Source organism: Myxococcus sp. AB036A, from assembly GCF_006547355.1.
GTDB lineage: Bacteria > Myxococcota > Myxococcia > Myxococcales > Myxococcaceae > Myxococcus > Myxococcus virescens.
In genome coordinates this window covers 47,669-69,016 of sequence record NZ_VHLC01000007.1, presented here as the reverse complement: position 1 = coordinate 69,016, position 21,348 = coordinate 47,669, and the positions used below count along the sequence as shown (strand labels likewise).

The window sequence follows — 21,348 nt, the reverse complement described above, 5'->3', positions numbered from 1 at the left end:
GGTGCGGGCATGCGCTGAAGGTCGAGCGACGGACAGGGCATCCGTGTATGGAGAAGCCCCCATGTCTCCGCCCGACTCCCCTCCCCTGGTCGAACTGCGCGACGTCACGAAGGCCTATGCCGAGGGCGACACCACGCGCGAGGTGCTCTCCGGCGTGCGGCTCTCCTTGCGCCGAGGCGAGTTCGTGGTGCTGCTGGGGCGCAGCGGCTCGGGCAAGTCCACGCTGCTCAACCTCATCAGCGGCATCGACCTGGCCAGTCAGGGCGAGGTCCGCGTGGATGGCCGCGACCTGGGACGGATGAATGAGCGCGAGCGCACGCTGCTGCGGCGCGAGCGCATCGGCTTCATCTTCCAGGCCTTCAACCTGCTCCCCACGCTGACGGTGGAGGAGAACGTGCGGCTGCCGCTGGAGCTCAACGGCCATGGCGGCGCGGAGGCCAGTGCGCGGGCACAGGCGCTCCTCGAACAGGTGGGGCTCGGCGCTCGCGCCAGCAGCTTCCCGGACCGGCTGTCCGGCGGCGAGCAGCAGCGCGTCGCGGTGGCCCGCGCGCTGGCCCATGAGCCACCGCTGCTGCTGGCGGATGAGCCCACCGGCAACCTCGACGAGGCCACGGGACGGCAGGTGCTGGACCTGCTGGAGGCGCTGACCCGGAAGGGCAACACCTGCGCGCTCGTCGTCACCCACGAGCCCGGCCTGGTGGCTCGCGCGCACCGCGTCCTGACGATGGAGGGCGGCCGGCTGGTGGAGGTGGAGCACACGCCCCTCCGCGCGGTGAAGGAGGCGCTGTGAAGGGGCTGCTGGTCCGCTCCAGCCTGCGCCACCTGGGCCGCCACCCGTGGCTGACGGCCCTGTCGCTGCTGGGCATCGCGCTGGGCGTGGCGGTGGTGGTGTCCATCGACCTGGCCAGCGGCAGCGCCCTGCGCGCCTTCGAGCGCTCCACGGACGCGGTGGCCGGACGCGCCACGCACCAGCTCCTGGGCGGCTCCACGGGCGTGCCGGAGGCGGTGTACCAGGCGCTGCGCGTGCGCCCCGGCGCCCCCGTGGCCGCGCCCGTGGTGGAGGGCTATGTCCAGGCGGCGGTAGGCGACAAGCGCACGCTCACCGTGCTGGGCGTGGACCCCTTCGCGGAAGGGCCTTTCCGCGACTACGCCCGGGACGAGGCGGTGGGGAACGTGAGCGCGCTGCTCACCGAGCCGGGCGCGGTGATGCTGAGCGCCCGCGCCGCGCGTGCCCTGGGCCTGTCCACCGGCGACACGCTGCCGGTGCGCCTGGAGGGATTGGAGAAGCCGCTGCGCGTGGTGGGGCTGCTGGAGCCCGCGGACGAGGACACCGCGCGCGCCCTGGAGGCCCTGGTGCTCACCGACGTGTCCACCGCGCAGGAGCTGCTGGGGCACACCGGCCGGCTGACGCGCGTGGACCTGCGGCTGACCGGCGGCGACGCGCAGGAACGCGCCGTGGCGGCCACGCTGCCGCAAGGCCTGGAGCTGGTGCGCGCCGCCGCGCGAGCAGGCACGGTGGAGCAGATGACGCGGGCCTTCCGCACCAACCTCACCGCGCTGTCGCTGCTGGCGCTCGTGGTGGGGATGTTCCTCATCTACAACACCATGACGTTCTCCGTGGTGCAGCGGCGCGGGCTGCTGGGCCGCCTGCGCGCGGTGGGCATCACCCGGCGCGAGCTCTTCGCGCTGGTGCTGGGCGAAGCGGCCGTACTGGGCGCGGTGGGGACCGTGGCGGGCTTGCTGCTGGGCGTGTTGCTGGCGCGAGGGCTGGTGGAGCTCGTCACCCAGACGCTCAATGATTTGTATTTCGTGGTGAGCGTGCGGCGGCTGGCGCTGGAGCCCTTCACCCTGTTCAAGGGGCTGGCGCTGGGACTGGGCGCCACGCTGCTGGCCGCGCTGGTGCCCGCGTGGGAGGCCGCGCGTTCGCCGCCGGTGACGACGATGCGCAGGTCCACGCTGGAGGACGTGTCACGCGGACGGGCGCCCCGGCTGGCGCTGCTGGGCCTCGGGGTGCTGGCCGCGGGCACCGTGCTGCTGCGGTGGCCCACCCAGGCGCTGCTTCCCGCGTATGGCGGCCTCTTCTCGGTGCTGCTGGGCGCGGCGCTGCTGGTGCCCTGGGCCACGCAGACGGTGTCCTCGCTGGCGGCACGACCGCTGGGCATGGCCTTTGGCCTGCTGGGGCGCATGGCCGCGCGGGGTGTGCACACCAGCCTCAGCCGCACGTCCGTGGCGCTGGCGGCGCTGATGGTGGCGGTGGCCACCACGGTGGGCGTGGGCCTCATGGTGTCCAGCTTCCGGGGCACGGTGGTGTCGTGGCTGGACACCTCGCTCCAGGCGGACGTGTTCATCTCGCCGCCCTCGCTCGTGGCGCGGCGCGGAGGCGCGACGCTGCTCCCCGGTCTGGCGGAGACGCTGCGCGCCACGCCGGGCGTCGCGGGCAGCAGCACCCTTCGCGTGGCGAACGTGCGCGTGGACGGTGTGCCCACGGACCTGATGGCCGTCGACTTCTCGCGCACGCCGGTGCGCCCCTACACCTTCAAGCAGGGCGACGCGGAGACGGCGTGGCGCGAGCTGGAGTCCTCGCCCGACACGATTCTCGTCTCGGAGCCCTTCGGCTTCCACCGGGGCGTGGACCTGGGGGACACCGTGCGACTGGCCACGGACAAGGGCCCCCGCGACTTCCGCGTGGTGGGTGTGTACTTCGACTACGGCTCCGACGTGGGCACGCTGCTGATGCCACGCACCACCTACGAGCACTGGTTCGACGACCGGGGCATCAGCGGCGTGGCGCTGTACGCGGCGCCCGGCCAGGACGTGGATGCGCTGGTGGCCTCGGTGCGCGAGCGCGCCGGAGACGCCCAGGCGCTGCTGGTGCGCGCCAACCGCTCCCTGCGGCAGGCGTCCCTGGACGTCTTCGACCGCACCTTCACGATTACGCAGGTGCTGCGGCTGCTCGCCATTGGCGTGGCCTTCGTGGGCGTGCTGAGCGCGCTGATGGCGCTGCAACTGGAGCGGGCACGCGAGTTCGCCGTGCTGCGCGCCACCGGCCTGACGCCGGAGCAACTCTGGGGACTGGTGTCCCTGCAGACGGGACTGCTGGGACTGCTGGCGGGACTGTTCTCCGTGCCGTTGGGCGTGGGGCTGGCCTACGTGCTGGTGCACGTCATCAACCAGCGTTCCTTCGGCTGGACGCTGCAACTGGCCCTGACGCCCCAGACACTGGTGCAGGCCGTGGTGCTGGCGCTGGTGGCGGCGGCGCTGGCGGGCCTCTACCCCGCCTGGAAGATGGCGCGCGCCCATCCCGCGCTGGCGCTGCGGGAGGAGTGACACATGAGCAACGGCCGGGGACTCGTCGTGGGAACGGCGGTGGTGTTGGTGGGGCTGGCGGCGGCGGTGGTGGCCATCACCCGCGAGCCACCACTGCCCGCGCTGCGCCAGGGCGGCACGCTGACCGTGGCCAGCGCCATGAGCGGCAGCACGGAGGGCTACGCGCGCGCGGAGGAGCCTCGGGACTTCCACTTCCCCGAGGACCACGGCCCGCATCCGGAGTACCGCACGGAGTGGTGGTACTGGACCGGCAACCTGGAGACGGAGGACGGGCGCGCCTTCGGCTACCAGTTCACCCTGTTCCGCAACGCGCTGGCCCCCGAGGCCACGCCGCGTGACTCCGCCTGGGGCGCGAGCCAGGTCTACATGGGTCACTTCGCGGTGACGGACGTGGCCCGTGGCGGATTCCACGCCTCGGAGCGCTTCAGCCGCGTGGCGCTGGGACTGTCCGGCGCCACCGCGCAACCCTTCAAGGTGTGGCTGGAGGACTGGGAGGCGGCCAGCGCGGGCCCGTCCACCTGGCCCATGCGGCTGCGCGCGCGGACCGACGCGGTGACATTGGAGCTGCTCCTGGAGCCGGGCAAACCCCCGGTGCTCCAGGGCGACCGGGGCCTGAGCCAGAAGAGCGCGGAGCGCGGCAACGCGTCCTACTACTACTCCATGACGCGCATGCCCTCGCACGGCACGGTGCGGGTGGACGGGCGCACGTACGCGGTGAAGGGCCATAGCTGGATGGACCGCGAGTGGAGCACCAGCGCGCTCGGCGCGAACCAGGTGGGCTGGGATTGGTTCTCGCTCCAGCTCTCCGATGGCAGCGAGCTGATGTACTACCAGCTCCGTCACCGGGACGGCTCGCCGGACGCGTTCAGCACCGGCCTGTGGGTGCCCCCCGAAGGCACGGGTGAAGCGGTGCACGTCGGCCGCGACGACATGAAGCTCACGGTGCTGGACACCTGGAAGAGCCCACACAGTGGCGGTGAATACCCGTCACGCTGGCGCATGCAGGTGGATTCGCTGGGCCTGGACCTCACCGTGACACCGCGCCTGGCGGACCAGGAGCTCCCCGTCAGCGTGCTGTACTGGGAAGGCACGGTTGGACTGGAGGGGACGCGCGCGGGCCAGCCCCTCACGGGGCGCGGGTATGTGGAGCTGACGGGCTACGCGGACACGCAGGGGCCTCGGCGCAGGGAGTCCCAGGCGCGAGGCACGCCGGAGGCGCAAACCACGCAGAACATCCGGTAGCGCATCCTCGCCTCCAACCCGGGGGCATCCCGTTCGCCAACTCCAGACAGCCGGAATCGCCGAACGGCTTGGGCAAACGCTTTGCCGCCTGCCTGGATTGCCCGGGCCTCCGCTCCAGTGGCACGAAGCAGGTGCCAGGGCCTTCACCGGCGCGTGCCCGGTGAGAACGGGAGCGGACCATGCAACGGATGCGAGCGAGCTTTCTGATTCGGGGCGTGGACGGAAGATTGCGACACGGCAAGGCGCTCTTCTCGGGCCTGGCGTATTCCTTGAGGCACGACGGCACGCTGGATTCGCTGATGGCGGCGTCGGAAGGTGTCATCACCGGCCCCTCCCCCGACTGGCTCCCGCTGCCCGAAGGCGGGCTGCGCGTGAACAGCGCGCTGCTGGAGATGCCCGAGGACTACGGCCCTCGCCTCTTCCAGGGCCGGCCCTTCACGGGCATCGCCTATGCCTTCACGCGCAACGGCTACTGTACCTCCGAGGTGGAGTACGCGGGCGGCTTCGCCACCGAGGTGTCCGAGCGGCGCTGGTACGTGTCGGGACAACCCAAGATGCACGTGGACGGCGGTGAGTACACGTCCTGGTTCCCCGACGGACGCATCCAGCGCCGGGGCTTGAAGGGTGAGCTCGTCTACGGCCTCAACACGCGGGACGACGGCCACCTGCGGGAGCTGGTGCTGCGGGACGCGAGCTTCCTGGACATGGAGATTTTGAGCGCGCTGACGCCGACGGAGGAGTTCCAGATGCTCGGCGGCGCGGTCGACACGGCGATGCTGCACACGCTGCGGGAGCAGACGGACATCGGCGCCGTCCCAAGACTCCGGCTGGTGCAGACCCGCGTGGGCGCGGAGGGCGTCGAAATCCTGGCCGCCTTCAAGAACCTGCGAGAGGTCTGGTTCGACGGCAACCCGGGCCTGGGGCACCAGGAGGCCCTGAAGCTCGAGCGGCTCCGGCCCGGCTGCGTGGCGCACCACGTGGACCCCGACGCGCTCCCGCCCGTGCGCAGGCCTCGCGTCCTGTCCTCCGCGGCCAACGGACACACGGCACGTCCCCGAGGGTGAGGCGTCCGGGTTCCTCGTGAGAGCAGCGCGGAGCCCTGCCGCTTCCTCGGCCTTCCCCTGCTCCACCCCACTGCCTGACATTCCCCCCTGGCACCCTGCTTGCCTCTGGAGTCAGGACGCGAAGTGACGCGTCCAAAGACAGACGCCGGAGGCGGACCCAGGTATGAGCGGACTTGGACAGGGCAGATGGTGGGCGGGCGTGCTCGGGCTGACGTTGCTGCTGAGCTGTCATGGCAGCGAGCAGCTCCAGTCGCCGCCGTCCACAGACGATGGGATTGGCGAAGGGAACGAACCACCCCCCACCGAGCCGCCCGGAGAGCCACCACCGGGCGAAGGCGAGGAGCCGCCGCCCGAAGAGGGCCCGGACTCGGGGACGCCCGTGGATCCACCCCCGGTGGAGCCCGACGCGGGCACGAACGGTCCCGTGGGCGGCGGAGAACCCATTCCTCCTGACAGCGCGAGCTGGCGCTTCTGGGGTACCGCCGAGGGCGGCCCTCGCGAGGTCCTGGGTGTCACCCAGGACGAGGGAGGCAACATCTGGGTCGCGGGCGGCGAGGACGGCCTGTGCCTCCTGCGCCCGGGCGCCACCGCCCTGCGTTGCTACACCCTGGCGGACGGCCTGAAGCCCTGGGCGCCGTGGAAGGGCAAGGACCCAGCGCCCGAAGCGCGCTACCTCAAGGTCCTCTCGGTGACGGGTGGCCCCGCGGGCACCGTCTTCGTCGGCTACGAGGGCCGGCCCAACTGCGAGAGCGAGTTCTACAAGGCCCCCGGCGTGTTCGAGGACCCCGCCATCTACAAGAGCGGTGACGCGGACCGCGTGGAGCTCCAGCCGGACGGAACGCTCCGCGTGGTGCACTACGACATCCACTCGCCCGCGCACTCCGTGCCCGGTTACGGCCACCGCGAGAAGCTCTGCTCGGTGAACCGCATCATCTGGGACAAGGCACGCAACAGCCTGTGGTTCGCGTCCAACCACGGCCTGGCGTGGGGTGAGCCCGACTACCAGGGCGGCGAGGCGTGCGCCAACGCCGAGGTCGTCGCCGCCAACGCGTGGGTCTACACGGGGGGCGAGAAGCGCCAGCGCTGCAAGTTCGGCGTCATGGAGCACATCCATCCCGCCATCGCGATGGGCGACGGCACCAGCGAGGACAGCCGGCTCGCCGGAGACGTCTGGGGCGTGGCGGTGCGGCCCGACGGCGACGTCTGGCTGGGCACGCACATCCGGACCACGCGGTTCAAAATCATGACCAACGCCGTGGGCCACGAAGGCACCGGCGCGCCATGGAACTTCGAGATGGCGCGCAAGCAGAGCGAGGAGAAGAAGCACGTCGCCAACCGCATCGACCTGTGGCCGGACGCCGTGGCCGAGCCCCAGTTCCCCACCCATGCGCAGCGCAAGGACGACCTGGTGAGCGACCTGGTGCTGATGCCGGATGGCACCGTCTGGGTGTCCAGCTTCGCGTGGGGCCTGGCGAAGATGAGCGACGCCGGACTGGTGACGGGCTACCTGCTGGAGGGCGACGGCGACCGCAACATCTCCTCGCTGGAGCTGGACTCGCGCGACGGCAGTCTCTGGATTGGCCACCGCTGGGGCAAGGGCCTGAGGCGCATGCACGGCGAGGGGGCCTTCGTCAGCCACAACCCGGCGCTTGGGGGGCTGTCCGCCCTGCCCGTCTGGGACATCCAGATGGTGGGCAGCGGTGACGCGCGCAAGGTGCTGGTGGCCTTCAGTGCCCAGCGGGACGCGGCGGGCGCCATCGTCCGCCCTGGGGCCATCGGTATCTACAGCGGGAAGTAGGCAGACCGCCTGATTGCCTCCCGTGCCTGCCAGGGGGCCCGGGAGGCACTTCCTTCGGCCAGGGCTGCCCCCGGCGGAGGGAAGCGTCAACTTGAGGGCACTCCGCGCCCGCGGGGCATCTCCGCCCCGGCGGGGGCTCTCAACGCATCGACGAACAGAGGAGCCACCATGTCGCTACTGGACAACATCTTGGGGAATCGTCGCAGCTCGGGCTTCGGTGGATGGAACCGTGGCCGGAGCAGGTATGGACGCCGGGGCCACGGCGGTTACGGCCGCGGCCGGGCGGCCTCGAGCGGCGTGTTCGGCAGCTCGCTGGGCCGCATCGCCCTGGGCGGGCTGGCCGCGTTCGGCCTCCGGAAGGTGCTCGGTAACCGGCGCCCCTACGGCTACTAGCCGCGCCGCCGGGCAGGAAGCTCGCCTGCCCGGCCCCTCGACTGGAGTAGGGTCCCTCCCCGCTGGCATCCACCATAGGGAGGGCACACCCCATGCCGAAGGCGAAGTACGTCCTGGCCCTGGACCAGGGCACCACTGGAACGCACGTCTCCATCCTCGACACGAAGCTGCAGGTGGTCGGCCGCTCCTACAAGGAGTTCACCCAGCACTTCCCCAAGCCGTCCTGGGTGGAGCACGACCTGGATGAAATCTGGGCCAGCAGTGAATGGTGTATCGCCCGGGCGCTGAAGGACGCGGGCCTTCGCGGCAAGGACATCGCCGCCATCGGCATCACCAACCAGCGCGAGACGACGGGCCTGTGGATGCGCGGCAGCGGACAGCCGCTGTCCCACGCCATTGTCTGGCAGGACCGCCGCACCGCCGAGCAGTGCCGCCGGCTCAAGGAGCAGGGCGTGGAGCCGCGCGTGCGCGAGGTGACGGGGCTGGTGGTGGACCCGTACTTCTCCGGCACCAAGCTCACGTGGATGTTCGACCACCTGAAGGGCGCGCGCGCGAAGGCGGAGAAGGGCGACGTGTGCTTCGGCACCATCGACACCTGGCTCGTCTACAAGCTCACCGGCGGCGCGGCGCACGTCACCGACGTGTCCAACGCCAGCCGCACGCTGCTCATGGATTTGACGACGCTCCAGTGGAGCGACGAGATGCGCGCCATGCTGTCCGTCCCGGCCGCGTGCCTGCCGCAGATTCGCGGCTCCGCGGAGGTGTACGGCACCACGCGTGGCATGCGCAGCCTGCCGGACGGCATCCCCGTGGCGGGCATGGCGGGAGACCAGCAGGCCGCGCTCTTCGGCCAGGCGTGCTTCGAGCCCGGCGAATCCAAGTGCACCTATGGCACCGGCGCCTTCCTGCTGATGAACACCGGCTCGGAGCCGGTGCGCTCGTCGGCGGGCCTGCTCACCACCGTGGCGTGGCGGCTGGGCGGCACCGGCACCACCACGTACGCGCTGGAGGGCAGCAGCTTCATCGCCGGCGCGGCGGTGCAGTGGATGCGCGACGGGCTCAAGGTCATCAAGCGCGCGCCGGACATCGAAGCGCTGGCCGCCAGCGTGAAGGACTCCGGGGACGTCGTCTTCGTGCCCGCGCTGGCCGGACTGGGCGCGCCACACTGGCGGCCCGAGGCGCGCGGCCTCTTCGCCGGCATCGACCGCTCCACCACCGTGGCCCACATGGCGCGCGCGGTGCTGGAGGGCATCGCGCTGCAGATTCATGACCTGGCGGAGGCCATGCGCCGCGACAGCGGGCGGGACATCCCCGTGTTCAAGGCGGACGGCGGCGCGGCGGCCAACAACCTCCTCATGCAATTCCAGGCGGACGTGCTGGGCGTGCCGCTGGTGCGCCCGCGCAACCTGGAGACGACGAGCCTGGGCGCGGCCTTCCTCGGCGGCCTGGGCGCCGGCATCTGGGACAGCCCCGAGGCCATCCGCCGCGCCTGGAAGGCGGAGAAGACGTTCAAGCCGAAGATGAAACCGGATGCCCGCGAGCGGCACCTGGCCAAGTGGAAGCGGGCCGTGGAGCGCGCATGAGACGGGCACCCCACGTCCTTCGGTTGCTGACGGTGCTGCTGGCGGTGGGCACGGGGGTGGGGTGCCCCATGGGCCCTTGCGAGGACCACGCGCCATCCCCCCTCTTCGACAGCACGATGGTCGGCGTGGGCCAGCCGCAGGCGCTCACCGTCCACGGCGTCTTCAGCAGGTGTGGCGCCTCGCAGGAAGACCGGGCGCAGTCCGTCTCCGTGGAGGTGAGGGACCCGCAGAACCGCGTGGTCCCCGCCACCGCGGAGCTGATGGTGCATGGGGCGTCCGCCATCGTGCGGTTCACGCCGGAGCAGACGGGGTACCACCACCTCGTCGTCTCCTTCTCTCCGGTGGGCAGCGTGCGCCAGTCCTCCCTCTACGTGGTGGAGGACCACAGCGCCCAGGCGCCCCTGGCGGACTTGTCCACCGTGGTGGCGTGCCCTGGCGTGGACCGGACGTCGTCGGGAACGTGGCTGTGCGGCAGCCAGGCGCTGCGCACGCCGGACCAGGAGCCCCAGCCCCTGGGCGACTACTTCGCCCCCGCCGTCGTGGCCGGCGACGTGGTGTGGGTGACGGAGGCCGCCCGGGTGCGCCGCTATATCGACATGGGAAACGGGCCCCTCGCGACCTCCGCCGATGCGCCCTTCCCCGCCACGGGCGCGCCCGCCGATGCGCCGCCCCATGCGCGGCTCGCCACCGCGACTGAGTTGCTGCTGCTGGATGAAACGCATCTGCACCGCTACGCCTTCTCGGAGGAGGAGGGGCTGCGCGCCATGGGCTCCACCCCCGTTCCCCCCTCGCGGCTGGCCACGTTCAGCGATGACATCCCCTCGCTGCTGATGCGCGCGGGCGAGCGGCTTCTGGTGGTCCGCATCGCCGAGGCGCCAGCGCCCGCCACCATGGCCATCGAGGCCTGCCCCTACCAGCTCGACGCCGCGGGCGCGCCGCAGCCCGTCCCCGACGAGCCCTGCCACAGCGTCCCCGGACTGCCCGTGGGCCACGAGGAGGGTGTGCTGTGGGCGCGCGCCGCTTCCGGCACGCAGAACCTGGAGCTGCTCCGGTACTCGGCGGCGAGCGGCCGCCTGCGCCTGGACGGCGTCCTGGAGATGACCTCCTCCTTCCAGTTGCAGAGCGCCAGGCGTCTGCGGACGACGGGCTTCGGACTCCCCGTGGTGTCGCCGGCCACGGGCACATCGAGGTCCTACGCCGTGCCCCGCTGGCGCGCGGAGACGGGCACCGTCACCCTGGAGCTGCTGCCGTCTCCTGACGGGCGCCAGCCTCCCTTCGTCGGTGGGCGCTACTTCCACCTGGAGCACTGGAACATTCTGTACGGCGTGAAAGTGTACGCGCGGCCGTCCACCCCATGACGATGGACGGCGGGTGTCTTCCCTCAAGCCTGAGAGCGGGTAGAAAGGCAGCCATGGCTTCCAAACCCACGCTGCTCGCACCCGAGGCGCTCCAGTCCTTCCTCTCGCAGCACACCGAGTGGAAGCACGAGGGCGGGATGATTCGCCGCACCTTCGAGGCCCCCACCTTCCTCGCCGGCATCGCCTTCGTGGAGCAGGTGGCGCAGGCGGCGGAGAAGGCGGACCACCACCCGGACATCGACATCCGCTGGCGCAAGGTGACACTGGCGCTCGTCACCCATGACGCCGGGGGCCTCACCGCCCGCGACACCGCGCTGGCCACCGAGGCGGACCGCCTCTTCACGGAGGCCACGCGCGCTCGGTGAGTCCCTCCAGGTCGGTGGCGCGTCCGGCAGGACGCGGTGGCGGGGGGGTGAAAGCGTTCGGGTGCGCGCTGGTGCTGGGCGCCACGTCAGCGGCATGGGCGCAGGAGACGCCCCCTCCGCTGGAGCCTCGCCCGGAGCGGCTGTACCTCAACCCCGGCGCGCTGCTGGGCTCCGCGCGCATGGTGGCGATGGGCGGCGCGTACGTGGGCATCGCCGAGGGCGCCGCGGGGCTGCCCAGCAACCTGGCCTCGCTGGCGCACCGGGGTCCGGCCTTGGAGAAGGACTGGGATTTGGGCGTCACCCTGTCCTGGCTGGACCTGCCCTTCACCGGCTCGCGCAAGCGGGACGTGGACAACGACGGGCAGCCCGACGAGTCCCACGACAGCCGGCAGCTGCTGGGCGGCCTGCTGCTCCAGTACAAGCGCTTCGGCATCGGCTTCGCGATGCGCAACAGCGTGGTGTCCTACTGCGCCACGGCCGCGTGCGCGGGGCCCGGTGAGCGCATCCGCGTGTCGCTCACGCAGTCGGTGCTGGCGGGGGCCATGTCCTTTGGCCAGGACGACTTCATCCTCGCGCTGGGCATCTACGCGGCGCAGGCCTCCTTCCGGCTGGACTCCGGAGGCACGGACCTGCGCTACGGCGACACGGGCGTGGCGGTGGACATCCTGTACCGGCCACACGGCCGCCCCTGGCGCATGGGCGTGACGGTGCGGCCGGAGGTGGTGGGAGACTGGCGGCGCGAGCCGAACCAGCTCCCGGAGCTGGCGGGGCGTACCCTCTTCGGCGCGGTGGTGTCCCCCGCCGTGCTGTCGGTGGGCGCCAGCTGGCGGCTGGGCGAAGGCTCGGAGCGCTACAACCGGCTGTCCCCCGCGGCACGGCGGCAGCTCCTCGTGGAGGGAGACGCGCTGCCGGTGCCGGAAGCCGAGCCCCTGGACGCGCCCGCTGGCCGCTGGCTCATCAGCGCCCAGGTGGACCTCATCTCCAGCGTGGACAACGCGGTGCCCGCGCGCACCTTCGCGTCCACGGCGGACGAGGCCACGGTGGGCAAGGGCACCTCCTTCGCGCCGCGCATCGGTGTGGAGCATGACACGGTGCCGGGCATGATTCGGCTGCGGGCCGGCGCGTACGCGGAGCCGTCCCCGTTCGACAAGCGGCCCGCGCGCCCCCACGTCACCGGCGGATTCGAGGTGTTCGTCTTCCGCTACTGGGAGGACTGGTCCGTGACGGCCTCCTTCGACCTGGCGCGCCGCTACACCAACGTGGGCCTGTCCGTGGGCTTCTGGCGCTGAGGCACCTCGGGCGCCACGGCCATGGAATGCCAGGCCCCTGATGGGGCAACGGGAGTGCCACCTTCGGGGCGGCATTTCCCACGGTCAGCGAGGCCGCCTCACGCATCCGGGCGGCCAGGCAGGCAAACGCCCCAGTGGGTGTTGCTGACACAGACACGCATGCCGACCCTCCCCTGGGCGAAGCGGGGGGACTGCATGCATCCAGCGTGGCGATGGGTCCGGACCGTCGTGAGTGCGGCGGTTCTGGGTGGGGCGGGGTTGTGGCTGGGCTGTGGTGGGAAAAGCACGAGCGAGCGTCCTGGCGAGGAGCGCTGTACGGAGGACCCCACGGGGGACTGCGTCGCGCCTCCCGAAGAAGTTCCGGAGACACCTCCGGAAGAGAGGCCACCCGGCGTGCCACCGCCACCACCGCGTCCGCCACTGCCACCACCGGGGCCGGGCAGCACGCTGTGGATGCAGCGCGAGGGCACGCCCCAGGACGACCTGGCGCTGGGCGCGGCGGTGGATGCCAGCGGCGACCTCCTCACGTTGTCGCTGCATGACATCGATGACCTGGACAGCCTTCAGCCCACGGATAACCGGGCGAAGCTGGTGCTGACGCGCCGCGCGCCCACGGGCGAGCCGCGCTGGCAGAAGGCCTTCGACGTGAGGGCCCCGGAGGCGCCGCTGGAGGTGCGCGCGTTCGTCCGGGGCCGCATCGCCGCGGACCCGGCGGGCGGCATCGTCATCGCCGGCAGCACGGAGGGCGTCCTGGACCTCCTCAGCCACAAGCTGGGGGATGGCACCTTCGTGGTCCGGATGGACGCGGACGGCAACGTCCTGTGGACGAACACGCCCGTGGGCACCGGCCTCGCGGTGGCGGACCTGGCGGTAGACACCCAGGGGCGGACGCTGGTGGCCTTCAACGCGCCGGGCAGCACGGACTTTGGCAACGGCGTCACTGGCGCTGGCGCGGTGGTGGTGACATACGCCCACGGCGGGCTGGCCGAATCCGCCGTGTCCGTGGGCCAGCCCCAGGGGGGCGGGCGCGTGGCGCTCACGACGCTGGCGGTGGATGGCGCCGGGCGCATGGCGGTGGGCGGCCAGTACGAGGGCGCGGTGCGCTTCGGCAGTCAGCAGGTGAGCGCCGCCGAAGGCGGCAGTCCCTTCGTCGCGCTCTACCAGCAGGGCTCGCTGACGTGGACCAAGGCCATGAGCCAGGCACGCGGCACCCTGCGCGACGTGGCAATTGACGGCGAGGGCACCGTGGTGGCCGCGGGCCCCTTCCTGGGCACCGTGCGCTGGGGTGACATGCAGGTGCCGGGGCATGCGTTCCGGGACACCCCCTTCATCGTCTCCGCCAAGGCGGAAGGCCAGGAGACCTGGGCCAAGGGTCTGGGGGACGGGCTCCAGGTGGACGCAGTCGCTCTGGCGCCCTCCGGAGAGCTGATGGTGGCGGGCTTCACCTACAACCGCATCGAGAACGGCGTTGCGGGCAAGGACGGCATGGGCTCGGCGCAGCCCGTGGCCCTGCGCTACGACGCGGCGGGCACGTCGCTTCTCACGACGATGTTCCTGTCGGACCCGCCCCGGCCGAGAGGCGAGCTGTATGGCATGGAAGCCATTTCCTCCATGGGCGTGCTGCCCGACGGGGATGTCTTCCTCTTCGGCCACACGGACCGCGAGACTGACTTCGGCACCGGACGCCAGAGCCCCGCGCGCGGCGATGTCTTCCTGCTGCGACTGAAGCGCTGAGCGGCGCCTGAAAACACCCAGGGCCATGGGAGTCCAGCCCCCATGGCCCTGAAGTGATTGACCGCGGAACGCCTCAGCGGCGCGTCGTGCGCCGGGCCGGTGACTTCCGGGCGCCGCCACGCGTGGTGGTCCGCTTCGTCGCGGTGACGCGCGTCCCCGTCTTGCGGGCGGTCCGTCCCGCCGTCCCCGTCTTCCGCGTGGTGGCCTTGCGCGCGCCGCGGCCGGTGGCTCGCGTGGCGGACTTGCGCGTAGCGGACTTGCGGGTGGCCGTCTTCCCGCGTGCCGCCGTCTTCTTCGCGCGCGGAGTCCCCCGCTTGGTGGTGGCCTTGCGCACGGACTTCCGCGTGCTGCCCGTCCGTGAAGCGCTCTTGCGCTTCGTGGCGGTGCGGCGCCGCGGCGTGGGCGCAATGCCCGCCTCCGCCGGGGAGGGAGAGACATCGTCGGTCAGCTGCGGATTGACGGACTCGTTCGTCATTCAGTCGGCTCCGGTTGGGGAAGACTGCAGGCGATGCATGGACAGGGTACGCCCATGCACGCCAGGGCGTGTGCGGTGAAGGCACGCAGATGAACGACAGCGGACGAATGACGTGCACCGCGCGCGGGCGTCATGCCCCGGAGGGCATGTCCCGCGACGAGTCCTCGTCAGCTCGCGCCCTTGAGGAAGGCCGCGAGCTTCTCGTACGCGTCCGCGAGCGGCGCGATGGGCGCGCTCTCGTTGGCCTGATGCGCCTGGGCCGTCTCACCGGGCCCGAAGTTGATGGCATCCACGCCCCACTCGCCGAAGCGCGCCACGTCCGTCCAAGCCTGCTTGGAGGCCGCGGGCAGGCCGGTGAGGGCCATCAACTTCTGGAACAGCGGGTTGCCCGCCACCACCGGGCCGCTGGGCGACGCATCGGTGAACTCCACCTCGGCCCGCCCGGCGACGAGCGCGTGCACGTCCGCCTTCGCCTGTTCGATGCTCTTGCCCGGCGCGAAGCGGTAGTTGAGGTTCAGCTCGAAGGCCTCGGGGATGACGTTGCGCGCGCGGCCCCCCTTGGCGAGCGTGGCGTTGATGACCTCGTAGAACGGGAAGCCGGCGACGTTGACCTCCACGCGCTGACGCCCGAGCAGCTCCGCGAGGAACGGCCCCGCCTTGTGGATGGCGTTCTCCCCCTGCCACGGCCGAGCGGAGTGCGCGCTGCGCCCGGTGAAGCGCACGGTGACCTGCATGGAGCCGACGCAGCCCACCTGCACCACGCTGTCGGTGGGCTCCATGGCGATGCCGAACCGCACCTTCGCCAGGTCCGGCCGCTTCTCGTACAGCGGGATGAGGCCGCTTTCGGCGTAGGCACCCTCTTCGCGCTCGTAGAAGAGGAAGGCCAGATTCACGGGCAGCGTGTCGCGGCGCAAATCCTCCGCGAGCGCCATCATCACCGCGAGCCCGCCCTTCATGTCCGAGGCGCCCAGCCCGAAGACGCGCTCGCCCTCGATGCGCGCCTCGCGGCCCGCGTCGCTGGGGTGCGCGGGCACCGTGTCCAGGTGACCGATGAGGGCCACCGTGGGGCGCGCATCCTCCAGCTTGCCGAGCAGCAGCGTGTGGCCGACCCGGAACACCTCTTCCCGCGGGAAGTGCTGGAGCGCCCAGCGCTCCACATGGTCGGCGATGGGCCCCTCCTGGGTGATGGGACTGGGGATGCGGCACAGCTCGAGCGTGGTGCGAGCCAGCCGCGTGGCGAGGTCGATGGAAGCCATACGCCTTCCACCATAGCGCCGGGCGTCAGCCGTCCGCGAACGCTTCCTCGAAGCGCGTCACGCCCTCCAGGACGGAGGCGCACAGACACGCCGGCCCTTCCGTCAGCGCCGTGAAGCCATGCGCGCTGCCGTCCGTCATCTCCAGCTCCTCGCCGGGCCAGACCTCGTGCCCTTCATCCTCGCGGAAGCCGCCCTCCAGCACCAGGTTCCACTCCCGGCCGTGGTGCGTGTGCCGGGGGTAGCGCACCCCCGGGTGGAGCCGGAGGATGGCGGCCATCATCCCTTCGCGCGCGGGGCCCGTCTCCACCGGCATCAGCTCCGAGCCCTCCACCGGTCCGGGCATCCACTCCGCCGGGTCGCTCACGGCGTCCAGCAGCGCCAGCGCTCGCTCGCGCGGCAGGTCGAAGAAGGCCGCCACCCGGTCCGCGAAGCGGGCAAGCCGCCCCGGACCTTCCATCTGGTCCATCAACCGCGCCAGCACCGCGGGCGGCGGCACCACCAGCGACGCCAGCGCCGCGTGCGTGGACACCAGCCGGTCCGCCACCTCGCGGCACCTCGCGCACTCCGCGAGGTGCTGCTCGACGGACGCCCGGACTGGGGCCTCCAGCATCCCCAGTGCCCATTCGGGCAGGATGTCGTCCAGATGGTGCGCCATCGTCACGTTCCGTGCCGTCACACGCCTTCTACGGCGCGCGCGGGCTGCTGGATTTCAGCCTTTACACCGCCACCGCGAAGTCGCGCAGCGCCGCATTGAGGCTGGTCTTCTGGTCGGTGGACTTCGTCCGCTGACCGATGATGAGCGCGCACGGCACCATGTACTTGCCGGCCGGGAACTGCTTCTCCCGCATGCCGGGAATCACCACGCTGCGCGCAGGGACGCGGCCCTTGAAGACACGCTCCTCGGGGCCGGTGACGTCGATGATGGGCGTGGACGCGGTGAGCACCACGTTGGCGCCCAGCACCGCCTCCTCCTCCACCACCACGCCCTCCACGACGATGGAGCGGCTGCCCAGGAAGGCACCGTCCTCGATGATGACGGGCGTCGCGGAGGGCGGCTCCAGCACCCCGCCCAGCCCCACGCCGCCGGACAGGTGGACGTGCTTGCCCACCTGGGCGCAGCTGCCCACGGTGGCCCACGTGTCCACCATGGTGCCCGCGCCCACGCGCGCGCCGATGTTCACATAGCCCGGCATCACCACCGCGCCCTTCTCCACGAAGGCGCCGTAGCGCACCGTGCCCGGGGGCACCACGCGCACGCCCGCCGCCTCCAGGCCCTTCTTCAGCGGCACCTTGTCGTAGAATTCGAAGGGCCCCACCTCCATCACCTTCATCTCCGACACCGCGAAGAAGAGGAGGATGGCCTCCTTCACCCAGGCGTTCACCTTCCAGCCGTCCACGCCCTTCTCCGCCACGCGGAGCTCACCCGAGTCCAGCCGCGCCAGCGTCTCGCGCACGGCGGCCACGTGGGCCGCATCCTTCAACAACGTCCGATCCGCGAACGCGGCGGACACCCTCTGGGACAGCTCTTCGATAGGGGCCATGGCGCCTCCTTGAAGCACAAAACCCCGCGCCGCGCCGCACCTGGATGAAGGGCTCAGGTGGGAGTGGACGCCTCGTCCAGTTCGGCCAGCGGCAGGGTCTGCGTGGGAATCTCCGCGTGTGCGCCCTTGTCGGCCGCCACCACCCGGCCCGGCATCTGCCCCTCCAGGAACACCGAGCCCCGGGAGACATGCCGCACGCGGGCCAGCGGGAACTCCGTCCACTGCCGGCTGAAGGGCCAGCGCCGCGCGTAGAGGTGCTCGCGGCCAATGAGGGCCACGTAGCCCAGCATCGCCCCGCTTTCGTCCCGAACCCGCAGTCCACTGGTGAGGGAGCGCCGCTCGTAGGGCGACGCGACTGTCGGCCACGCCATGAGTGTCACCTCCTGTGCCCTAAAGCTGGGTGCCCCAGGCCATGTCCGGGAGCGGTCCACCGGGGCCTGATTCCCGCCCGGTTGCCCGGCCGCCTGCCCCGCGTAGCACTCGATTTTTCCTTCCTTTCTTGGATTGCTGAGTGGACGCACGGCGAGGGACTCGGAACGTGAGCGGTGCCGTTCACGTTCTTGTGAGAGGCATGTCAGTGAAAACCGTCGAAGGGGATGATGAGCGAGTCCCCCCCGTGGCCTCCATGCGCAACGTGCGGGTCCCTGCCTTTGACTCCATAGGTGACCGATACGTGCATCAACGGGGGGCGGCCCTTCTTGAGCTCATGCCGAGCGCAGCAGACCTGCAGCCACGCGGCACCGAGCCTCCAGTCATGGCAGCGCTGATTCAGCCCACCATGCCGCAGTGGGATATGCGGTTTCAGACTGCGTGGCGCGCCGAAATCCTGCTCCAGGTACCGGCGCACGCTCTCCAGCGCCTCCGGACAACTCCCCTGCCGGAGCGTGGCCATCGCATCGACGCGATGAAGCGCACCTTCGCTCGTGAACGAGGATATGAGATGTCCCTGGTAGGCCCCCAGGGAGACCTTTTTCCCGAGCTTCTCGACCTCGGCGCGAGTCATTGCAGGATGCAGTTTCGCAAAGACAGACTTCTCCGCCGCCGCCAGGGTCGTGACCCAAAGAAGAGCAGCAACGCCCAGGACTCTCGTGGCACAGCGCAGTGCAGACATTGAAGCTCCCCTGCTCAACCATGGCGAGTCTCGTCCGCGCGAAGTGGGCGCGTCGCGAGGCCGGCCCGCACCTCACTCGCGCCCAGCATTGCACGAAGCGGCCAAGGCAACCTGCCCGCTACCGCCCCAGCACCTTCGCCACCGCGTCCACCACCTCGTGGTCCGTGGGGAATGCGAGCGACGCCTTCCGGATGACGACCTTGCCATCCACGGCGACCTCGTAGCTACCCGAAGGGCCCGGCAACAACTCCGCCTCTACATCCAGCTCATCCTTCAATGCGGCCGCCGCACGGGCGGCCCGAGGCCTGTAGCCTCAAGCGGTACAGTAGGTAATCGTCACCTTCGGGTCGGCCATGGCCATCCTCCTCACGTGAGCAGGGCACACGGCATGCGCGCCCCATGAGCCAGACTTAGTGCGCGCCGCCACCACACGCCACCCCGCCTGCTCACTCGCCCCTTCTTACCAAGGGTTCTCCGCACACCCGGTAACGGACGAAGGGACCATTCCGCCCTCGCACCGGCACGGTTACGTTCCGCCGCACCATGACGGACTTTCGAGCGCGAATCGCCGCCGCCTACGACGCTGACGCCTTCCGCCGTGAATCCCACCGGCTGATGGACACGCTCTCCGACTACCTCGCGCGCACCACCCGCGCCGAAGGTCCCGTGCTCCCCTGGGCCGCCCCCGCGGTGAACGTGGACCGCTTCGCCGCGGCCTTCCCCGAAGCGCCCACGGGCGACTTCGCAGACCTCATCGCCCGCGTGCTCTCCGGCTCCAACCACCTGCACCACCCACGCTACGTGGGACACCAGGTGACGGCCCCCGTGCCGCTGGCCGCCCTGTGCGACGCGGTGTCCTCCCTGCTCAACAACGGCATGGCCGTGTACGAGATGGGCCCCGTCTCCACCGCCATGGAGCGCAACGTCCTGCGCTGGATGGCCGCGCGGCTCGGCCTGCCCGAAACAACCGACGGCGTCCTCACCTCCGGCGGCTCCCTGGGCAACCTCACCGCCCTGCTCGCCGCGCGGCAGGCCAAGGCCGGCTACGACGCATGGAACGGCGGCGCCCACGCCGGCCCGCCCCTCACCGTGCTGGCCGCCCAGACGACGCACTACAGTCTCGCCCGCGCCACCCGCGTCATGGGCTTTGGCGAAGGCGGCGTGACGCCCGTCCCCGTGGACGAACACTTCCGCCTGCGCCCCGAGGCACTCGACGCCGCGCTCGAGTCCGCCACGCGCGCTGGACGCAAGCCCATCGCCGTGGTGGCCAGCGCCGGCTCCACCGCCACCGGTGCCTTCGACCCACTGGAACCCGTGGCCGACTTCTGTGAGCGCCATGGCCTCTGGTTCCACGTCGACGGCGCGCACGGCGCCTCCGCCGTGCTCAGCCCCGCCCACCGGCACCTGGTGCGCGGCATCGACCGCGCGGACTCCGTCATCTGGGACGCCCACAAGGGCCTGCTGATGCCCGCGCTGGTGACGGCCGTCCTCTTCCGCGACGGCGCCCGCTCCTTCGAGTCCTTCTCACAGGAGGCCAGCTACATCTTCCACGGCGACGCGGAGCGCCCCTGGAGTGACATCGGCCTGCGCACCCTGGAGTGCACCAAGGAGATGATGGCCCTCAAGGTGTACGCCTGCCTCGCCGTGCTGGGCACCCGGCTCTTCTCCGACGCGGTGACGGCGTCCTACGAGCAGGCCCACCGCTTCGCCCAGCGCCTCGCCGCCGCCAGCGACTTCGAGGTCGCCGTGCCGCCCGAGTGCAACATCCTCTGCTTCCGCCACACGCCCGCGCACATCCCCGCCGAGCAGTGGGACACCCTCCAGACGAAGCTGCGCGAGCGCCTGGTGACTCGCGGAGATTTCTACCTGGTGCAGACAAAGCTGCCCCGTGGCGTCTATCTCCGTGTCACCCTCATCAACCCGCTCACCACCGACACGGACCTGGACGCCCTCATGGACGCGCTCCGGGCCGCGGCGCTCCGCTGAACGCCGCGCCCCACCCGGCCCACACCTTCCGTGCCAGAAGGTCGCCCCATGACGCAAAATGCGGTACAGCCGCAAAACGCCATGCTCGTCTCACTCGTCATCCCCGTCTACAACGAGATTCCCACCCTCGCCGAACTGCTGCGCCGCTGCGTCGCCGTCGACTTCCCGAAGGAGCTCGTCCTCATCGACGACTGCTCCAAGGACGGCAGCCGCGAATTCCTACGCCAGCTTCAGGAGCAGGGAGTGGGCCTGTTGGGCGGTACAGCGCGCAACCGCAACGAGGTGCGCGTCCTCTTCCAGGAGAAGAACCAGGGCAAGGGCGCGGCGCTGCGGCGAGGCTTCACCGAAGCCACGGGTGACATCATCATCGTCCAGGACGCGGACCTGGAATACGACCCGCGCGACATCCCCAACGTCATCCAGCCCATCATCGACGGGGTTGCGGACGTCGTCTTCGGCAGCCGCTTCACCGGCACGCCCCGGCGCGTCCTCTATTACTGGCACACCGTGCTGAACAACGTGCTCACCACGCTGTCCAACATGACCAGCGGCCTGAACCTCACCGACATGGAGACCTGCTACAAGGCCTTCCGCGCCGAGGTGCTGCGCTCCGTGCAGGTGGAGGAGGACCGCTTCGGCTTCGAGCCCGAAATCACCGCCAAGGTGGCCCGTGGCCGCTGGCGCGTCTTCGAGGTGCCCATCAGCTACCACGGGCGCACCTATGAAGAGGGCAAGAAGATTGGCTGGAAGGACGGCGTACGCGCCCTCTACGCCATCGCCAAGTACAGCGTGAAGCGGTAGGCCCCGGGGGCGGAACGAACGCCGC

20 protein-coding genes are annotated in these 21,348 nt (G+C 71.0%); 13 read left to right on the top strand and 7 right to left on the bottom strand.

The genetic code is table 11. The annotated features are described in order from the left end of the window. The first annotated feature begins 61 nt into the window (after nucleotides 1-61). The 11 genes from FL344_RS04810 to FL344_RS04760 all read left to right on the top strand — a co-directional run bounded on the left by FL344_RS04810 (nucleotide 62) and on the right by FL344_RS04760 (nucleotide 14,153). Entirely contained in the window at nucleotides 62-790 is a 729-nt protein-coding gene (locus FL344_RS04810) for an ABC transporter ATP-binding protein (protein ID WP_141617687.1), read from the top strand. Beyond that, nucleotides 787-3,327, top strand: a complete 2,541-nt coding sequence (locus tag FL344_RS04805; protein WP_141617686.1) for an FtsX-like permease family protein — start codon at nucleotides 787-789, stop codon at nucleotides 3,325-3,327. Before FL344_RS04810 ends, FL344_RS04805 begins: the two co-directional genes overlap by 4 nt. 3 nt (nucleotides 3,328-3,330) lie before the next feature. Continuing rightward, on the top strand, nucleotides 3,331-4,569 hold the full coding sequence (locus FL344_RS04800) for a lipocalin-like domain-containing protein (RefSeq protein ID WP_141617685.1): 1,239 nt from the start codon (nucleotides 3,331-3,333) through the stop codon (nucleotides 4,567-4,569). Between the two features lie 179 nt (nucleotides 4,570-4,748). After that, on the top strand, nucleotides 4,749-5,633 hold the full coding sequence (locus tag FL344_RS04795) for a hypothetical protein (protein ID WP_141617684.1): 885 nt from the start codon (nucleotides 4,749-4,751) through the stop codon (nucleotides 5,631-5,633). A gap of 163 nt (nucleotides 5,634-5,796) precedes the next feature. Further along, on the top strand, nucleotides 5,797-7,431 hold the full coding sequence (locus tag FL344_RS04790; protein WP_141617683.1) for a hypothetical protein: 1,635 nt from the start codon (nucleotides 5,797-5,799) through the stop codon (nucleotides 7,429-7,431). 168 nt (nucleotides 7,432-7,599) lie between these two features. Next, nucleotides 7,600-7,824 (top strand): hypothetical protein, encoded by a 225-nt coding sequence (locus tag FL344_RS04785; RefSeq protein WP_090487895.1) that lies wholly within the window; start codon nucleotides 7,600-7,602, stop codon nucleotides 7,822-7,824. A 92-nt stretch (nucleotides 7,825-7,916) separates the two neighbouring features. After that, complete coding sequence (glpK, locus tag FL344_RS04780; protein ID WP_141588061.1) at nucleotides 7,917-9,407, top strand: glycerol kinase GlpK; 1,491 nt, start codon at nucleotides 7,917-7,919, stop codon at nucleotides 9,405-9,407. Further along, a complete protein-coding gene (locus tag FL344_RS04775) occupies nucleotides 9,404-10,765 on the top strand; it encodes a hypothetical protein (protein WP_228564790.1) in 1,362 nt (453 codons plus the stop codon). Before glpK ends, FL344_RS04775 begins: the two co-directional genes overlap by 4 nt. Before the next feature lie 53 nt (nucleotides 10,766-10,818). Further along, complete coding sequence (locus FL344_RS04770; protein ID WP_011556698.1) at nucleotides 10,819-11,130, top strand: 4a-hydroxytetrahydrobiopterin dehydratase; 312 nt, start codon at nucleotides 10,819-10,821, stop codon at nucleotides 11,128-11,130. Continuing rightward, nucleotides 11,127-12,419 carry a hypothetical protein gene (locus FL344_RS04765; protein ID WP_141588063.1) on the top strand — a complete coding sequence of 431 codons (1,293 nt, stop codon included), beginning with the start codon at nucleotides 11,127-11,129 and terminating at the stop codon, nucleotides 12,417-12,419. The genes FL344_RS04770 and FL344_RS04765 overlap by 4 nt, the downstream gene beginning before the upstream one ends. Before the next feature lie 228 nt (nucleotides 12,420-12,647). Next, nucleotides 12,648-14,153: a hypothetical protein gene (locus FL344_RS04760; RefSeq protein WP_228564789.1), complete on the top strand. Its 1,506-nt coding sequence runs from the start codon at nucleotides 12,648-12,650 to the stop codon at nucleotides 14,151-14,153. A 73-nt stretch (nucleotides 14,154-14,226) separates the two neighbouring features. On the opposite strand, the gene FL344_RS04755 is transcribed toward FL344_RS04760, so the two are convergent. From FL344_RS04755 to FL344_RS38415, 7 genes are all read right to left on the bottom strand, one after another. Then, nucleotides 14,227-14,628: a cell envelope biogenesis protein TolA gene (locus tag FL344_RS04755; RefSeq protein WP_141617680.1), complete on the bottom strand. Its 402-nt coding sequence runs from the start codon at nucleotides 14,626-14,628 to the stop codon at nucleotides 14,227-14,229. Nucleotides 14,629-14,795: 167 nt separating this feature from the next. Next, complete coding sequence (dapE, locus tag FL344_RS04750; RefSeq protein ID WP_011556702.1) at nucleotides 14,796-15,884, bottom strand: succinyl-diaminopimelate desuccinylase; 1,089 nt, start codon at nucleotides 15,882-15,884, stop codon at nucleotides 14,796-14,798. A 25-nt stretch (nucleotides 15,885-15,909) separates the two neighbouring features. Continuing rightward, complete coding sequence (locus tag FL344_RS04745) at nucleotides 15,910-16,560, bottom strand: dimethylsulfonioproprionate lyase family protein (protein ID WP_141617679.1); 651 nt, start codon at nucleotides 16,558-16,560, stop codon at nucleotides 15,910-15,912. 40 nt (nucleotides 16,561-16,600) lie between these two features. Further along, entirely contained in the window at nucleotides 16,601-17,425 is an 825-nt protein-coding gene (locus FL344_RS04740; protein WP_141617678.1) for a 2,3,4,5-tetrahydropyridine-2,6-dicarboxylate N-succinyltransferase, read from the bottom strand. Nucleotides 17,426-17,478: 53 nt separating this feature from the next. Continuing rightward, complete coding sequence (locus tag FL344_RS04735) at nucleotides 17,479-17,796, bottom strand: hypothetical protein (RefSeq protein ID WP_228557518.1); 318 nt, start codon at nucleotides 17,794-17,796, stop codon at nucleotides 17,479-17,481. A gap of 203 nt (nucleotides 17,797-17,999) precedes the next feature. Then, nucleotides 18,000-18,536: a hypothetical protein gene (locus tag FL344_RS04730; RefSeq protein ID WP_228564788.1), complete on the bottom strand. Its 537-nt coding sequence runs from the start codon at nucleotides 18,534-18,536 to the stop codon at nucleotides 18,000-18,002. A 118-nt stretch (nucleotides 18,537-18,654) separates the two neighbouring features. Then, a complete protein-coding gene (locus FL344_RS38415; protein ID WP_225888260.1) occupies nucleotides 18,655-18,891 on the bottom strand; it encodes a SelT/SelW/SelH family protein in 237 nt (78 codons plus the stop codon). Nucleotides 18,892-19,079: 188 nt separating this feature from the next. Between FL344_RS38415 and FL344_RS04725 the strand changes: the two genes are divergently transcribed. Then, complete coding sequence (locus tag FL344_RS04725) at nucleotides 19,080-20,522, top strand: aminotransferase class I/II-fold pyridoxal phosphate-dependent enzyme (protein ID WP_141617677.1); 1,443 nt, start codon at nucleotides 19,080-19,082, stop codon at nucleotides 20,520-20,522. Nucleotides 20,523-20,603: 81 nt separating this feature from the next. Continuing rightward, nucleotides 20,604-21,323 (top strand): glycosyltransferase family 2 protein, encoded by a 720-nt coding sequence (locus tag FL344_RS04720; RefSeq protein WP_141617732.1) that lies wholly within the window; start codon nucleotides 20,604-20,606, stop codon nucleotides 21,321-21,323. Nucleotides 21,324-21,348 lie beyond the last annotated feature (25 nt).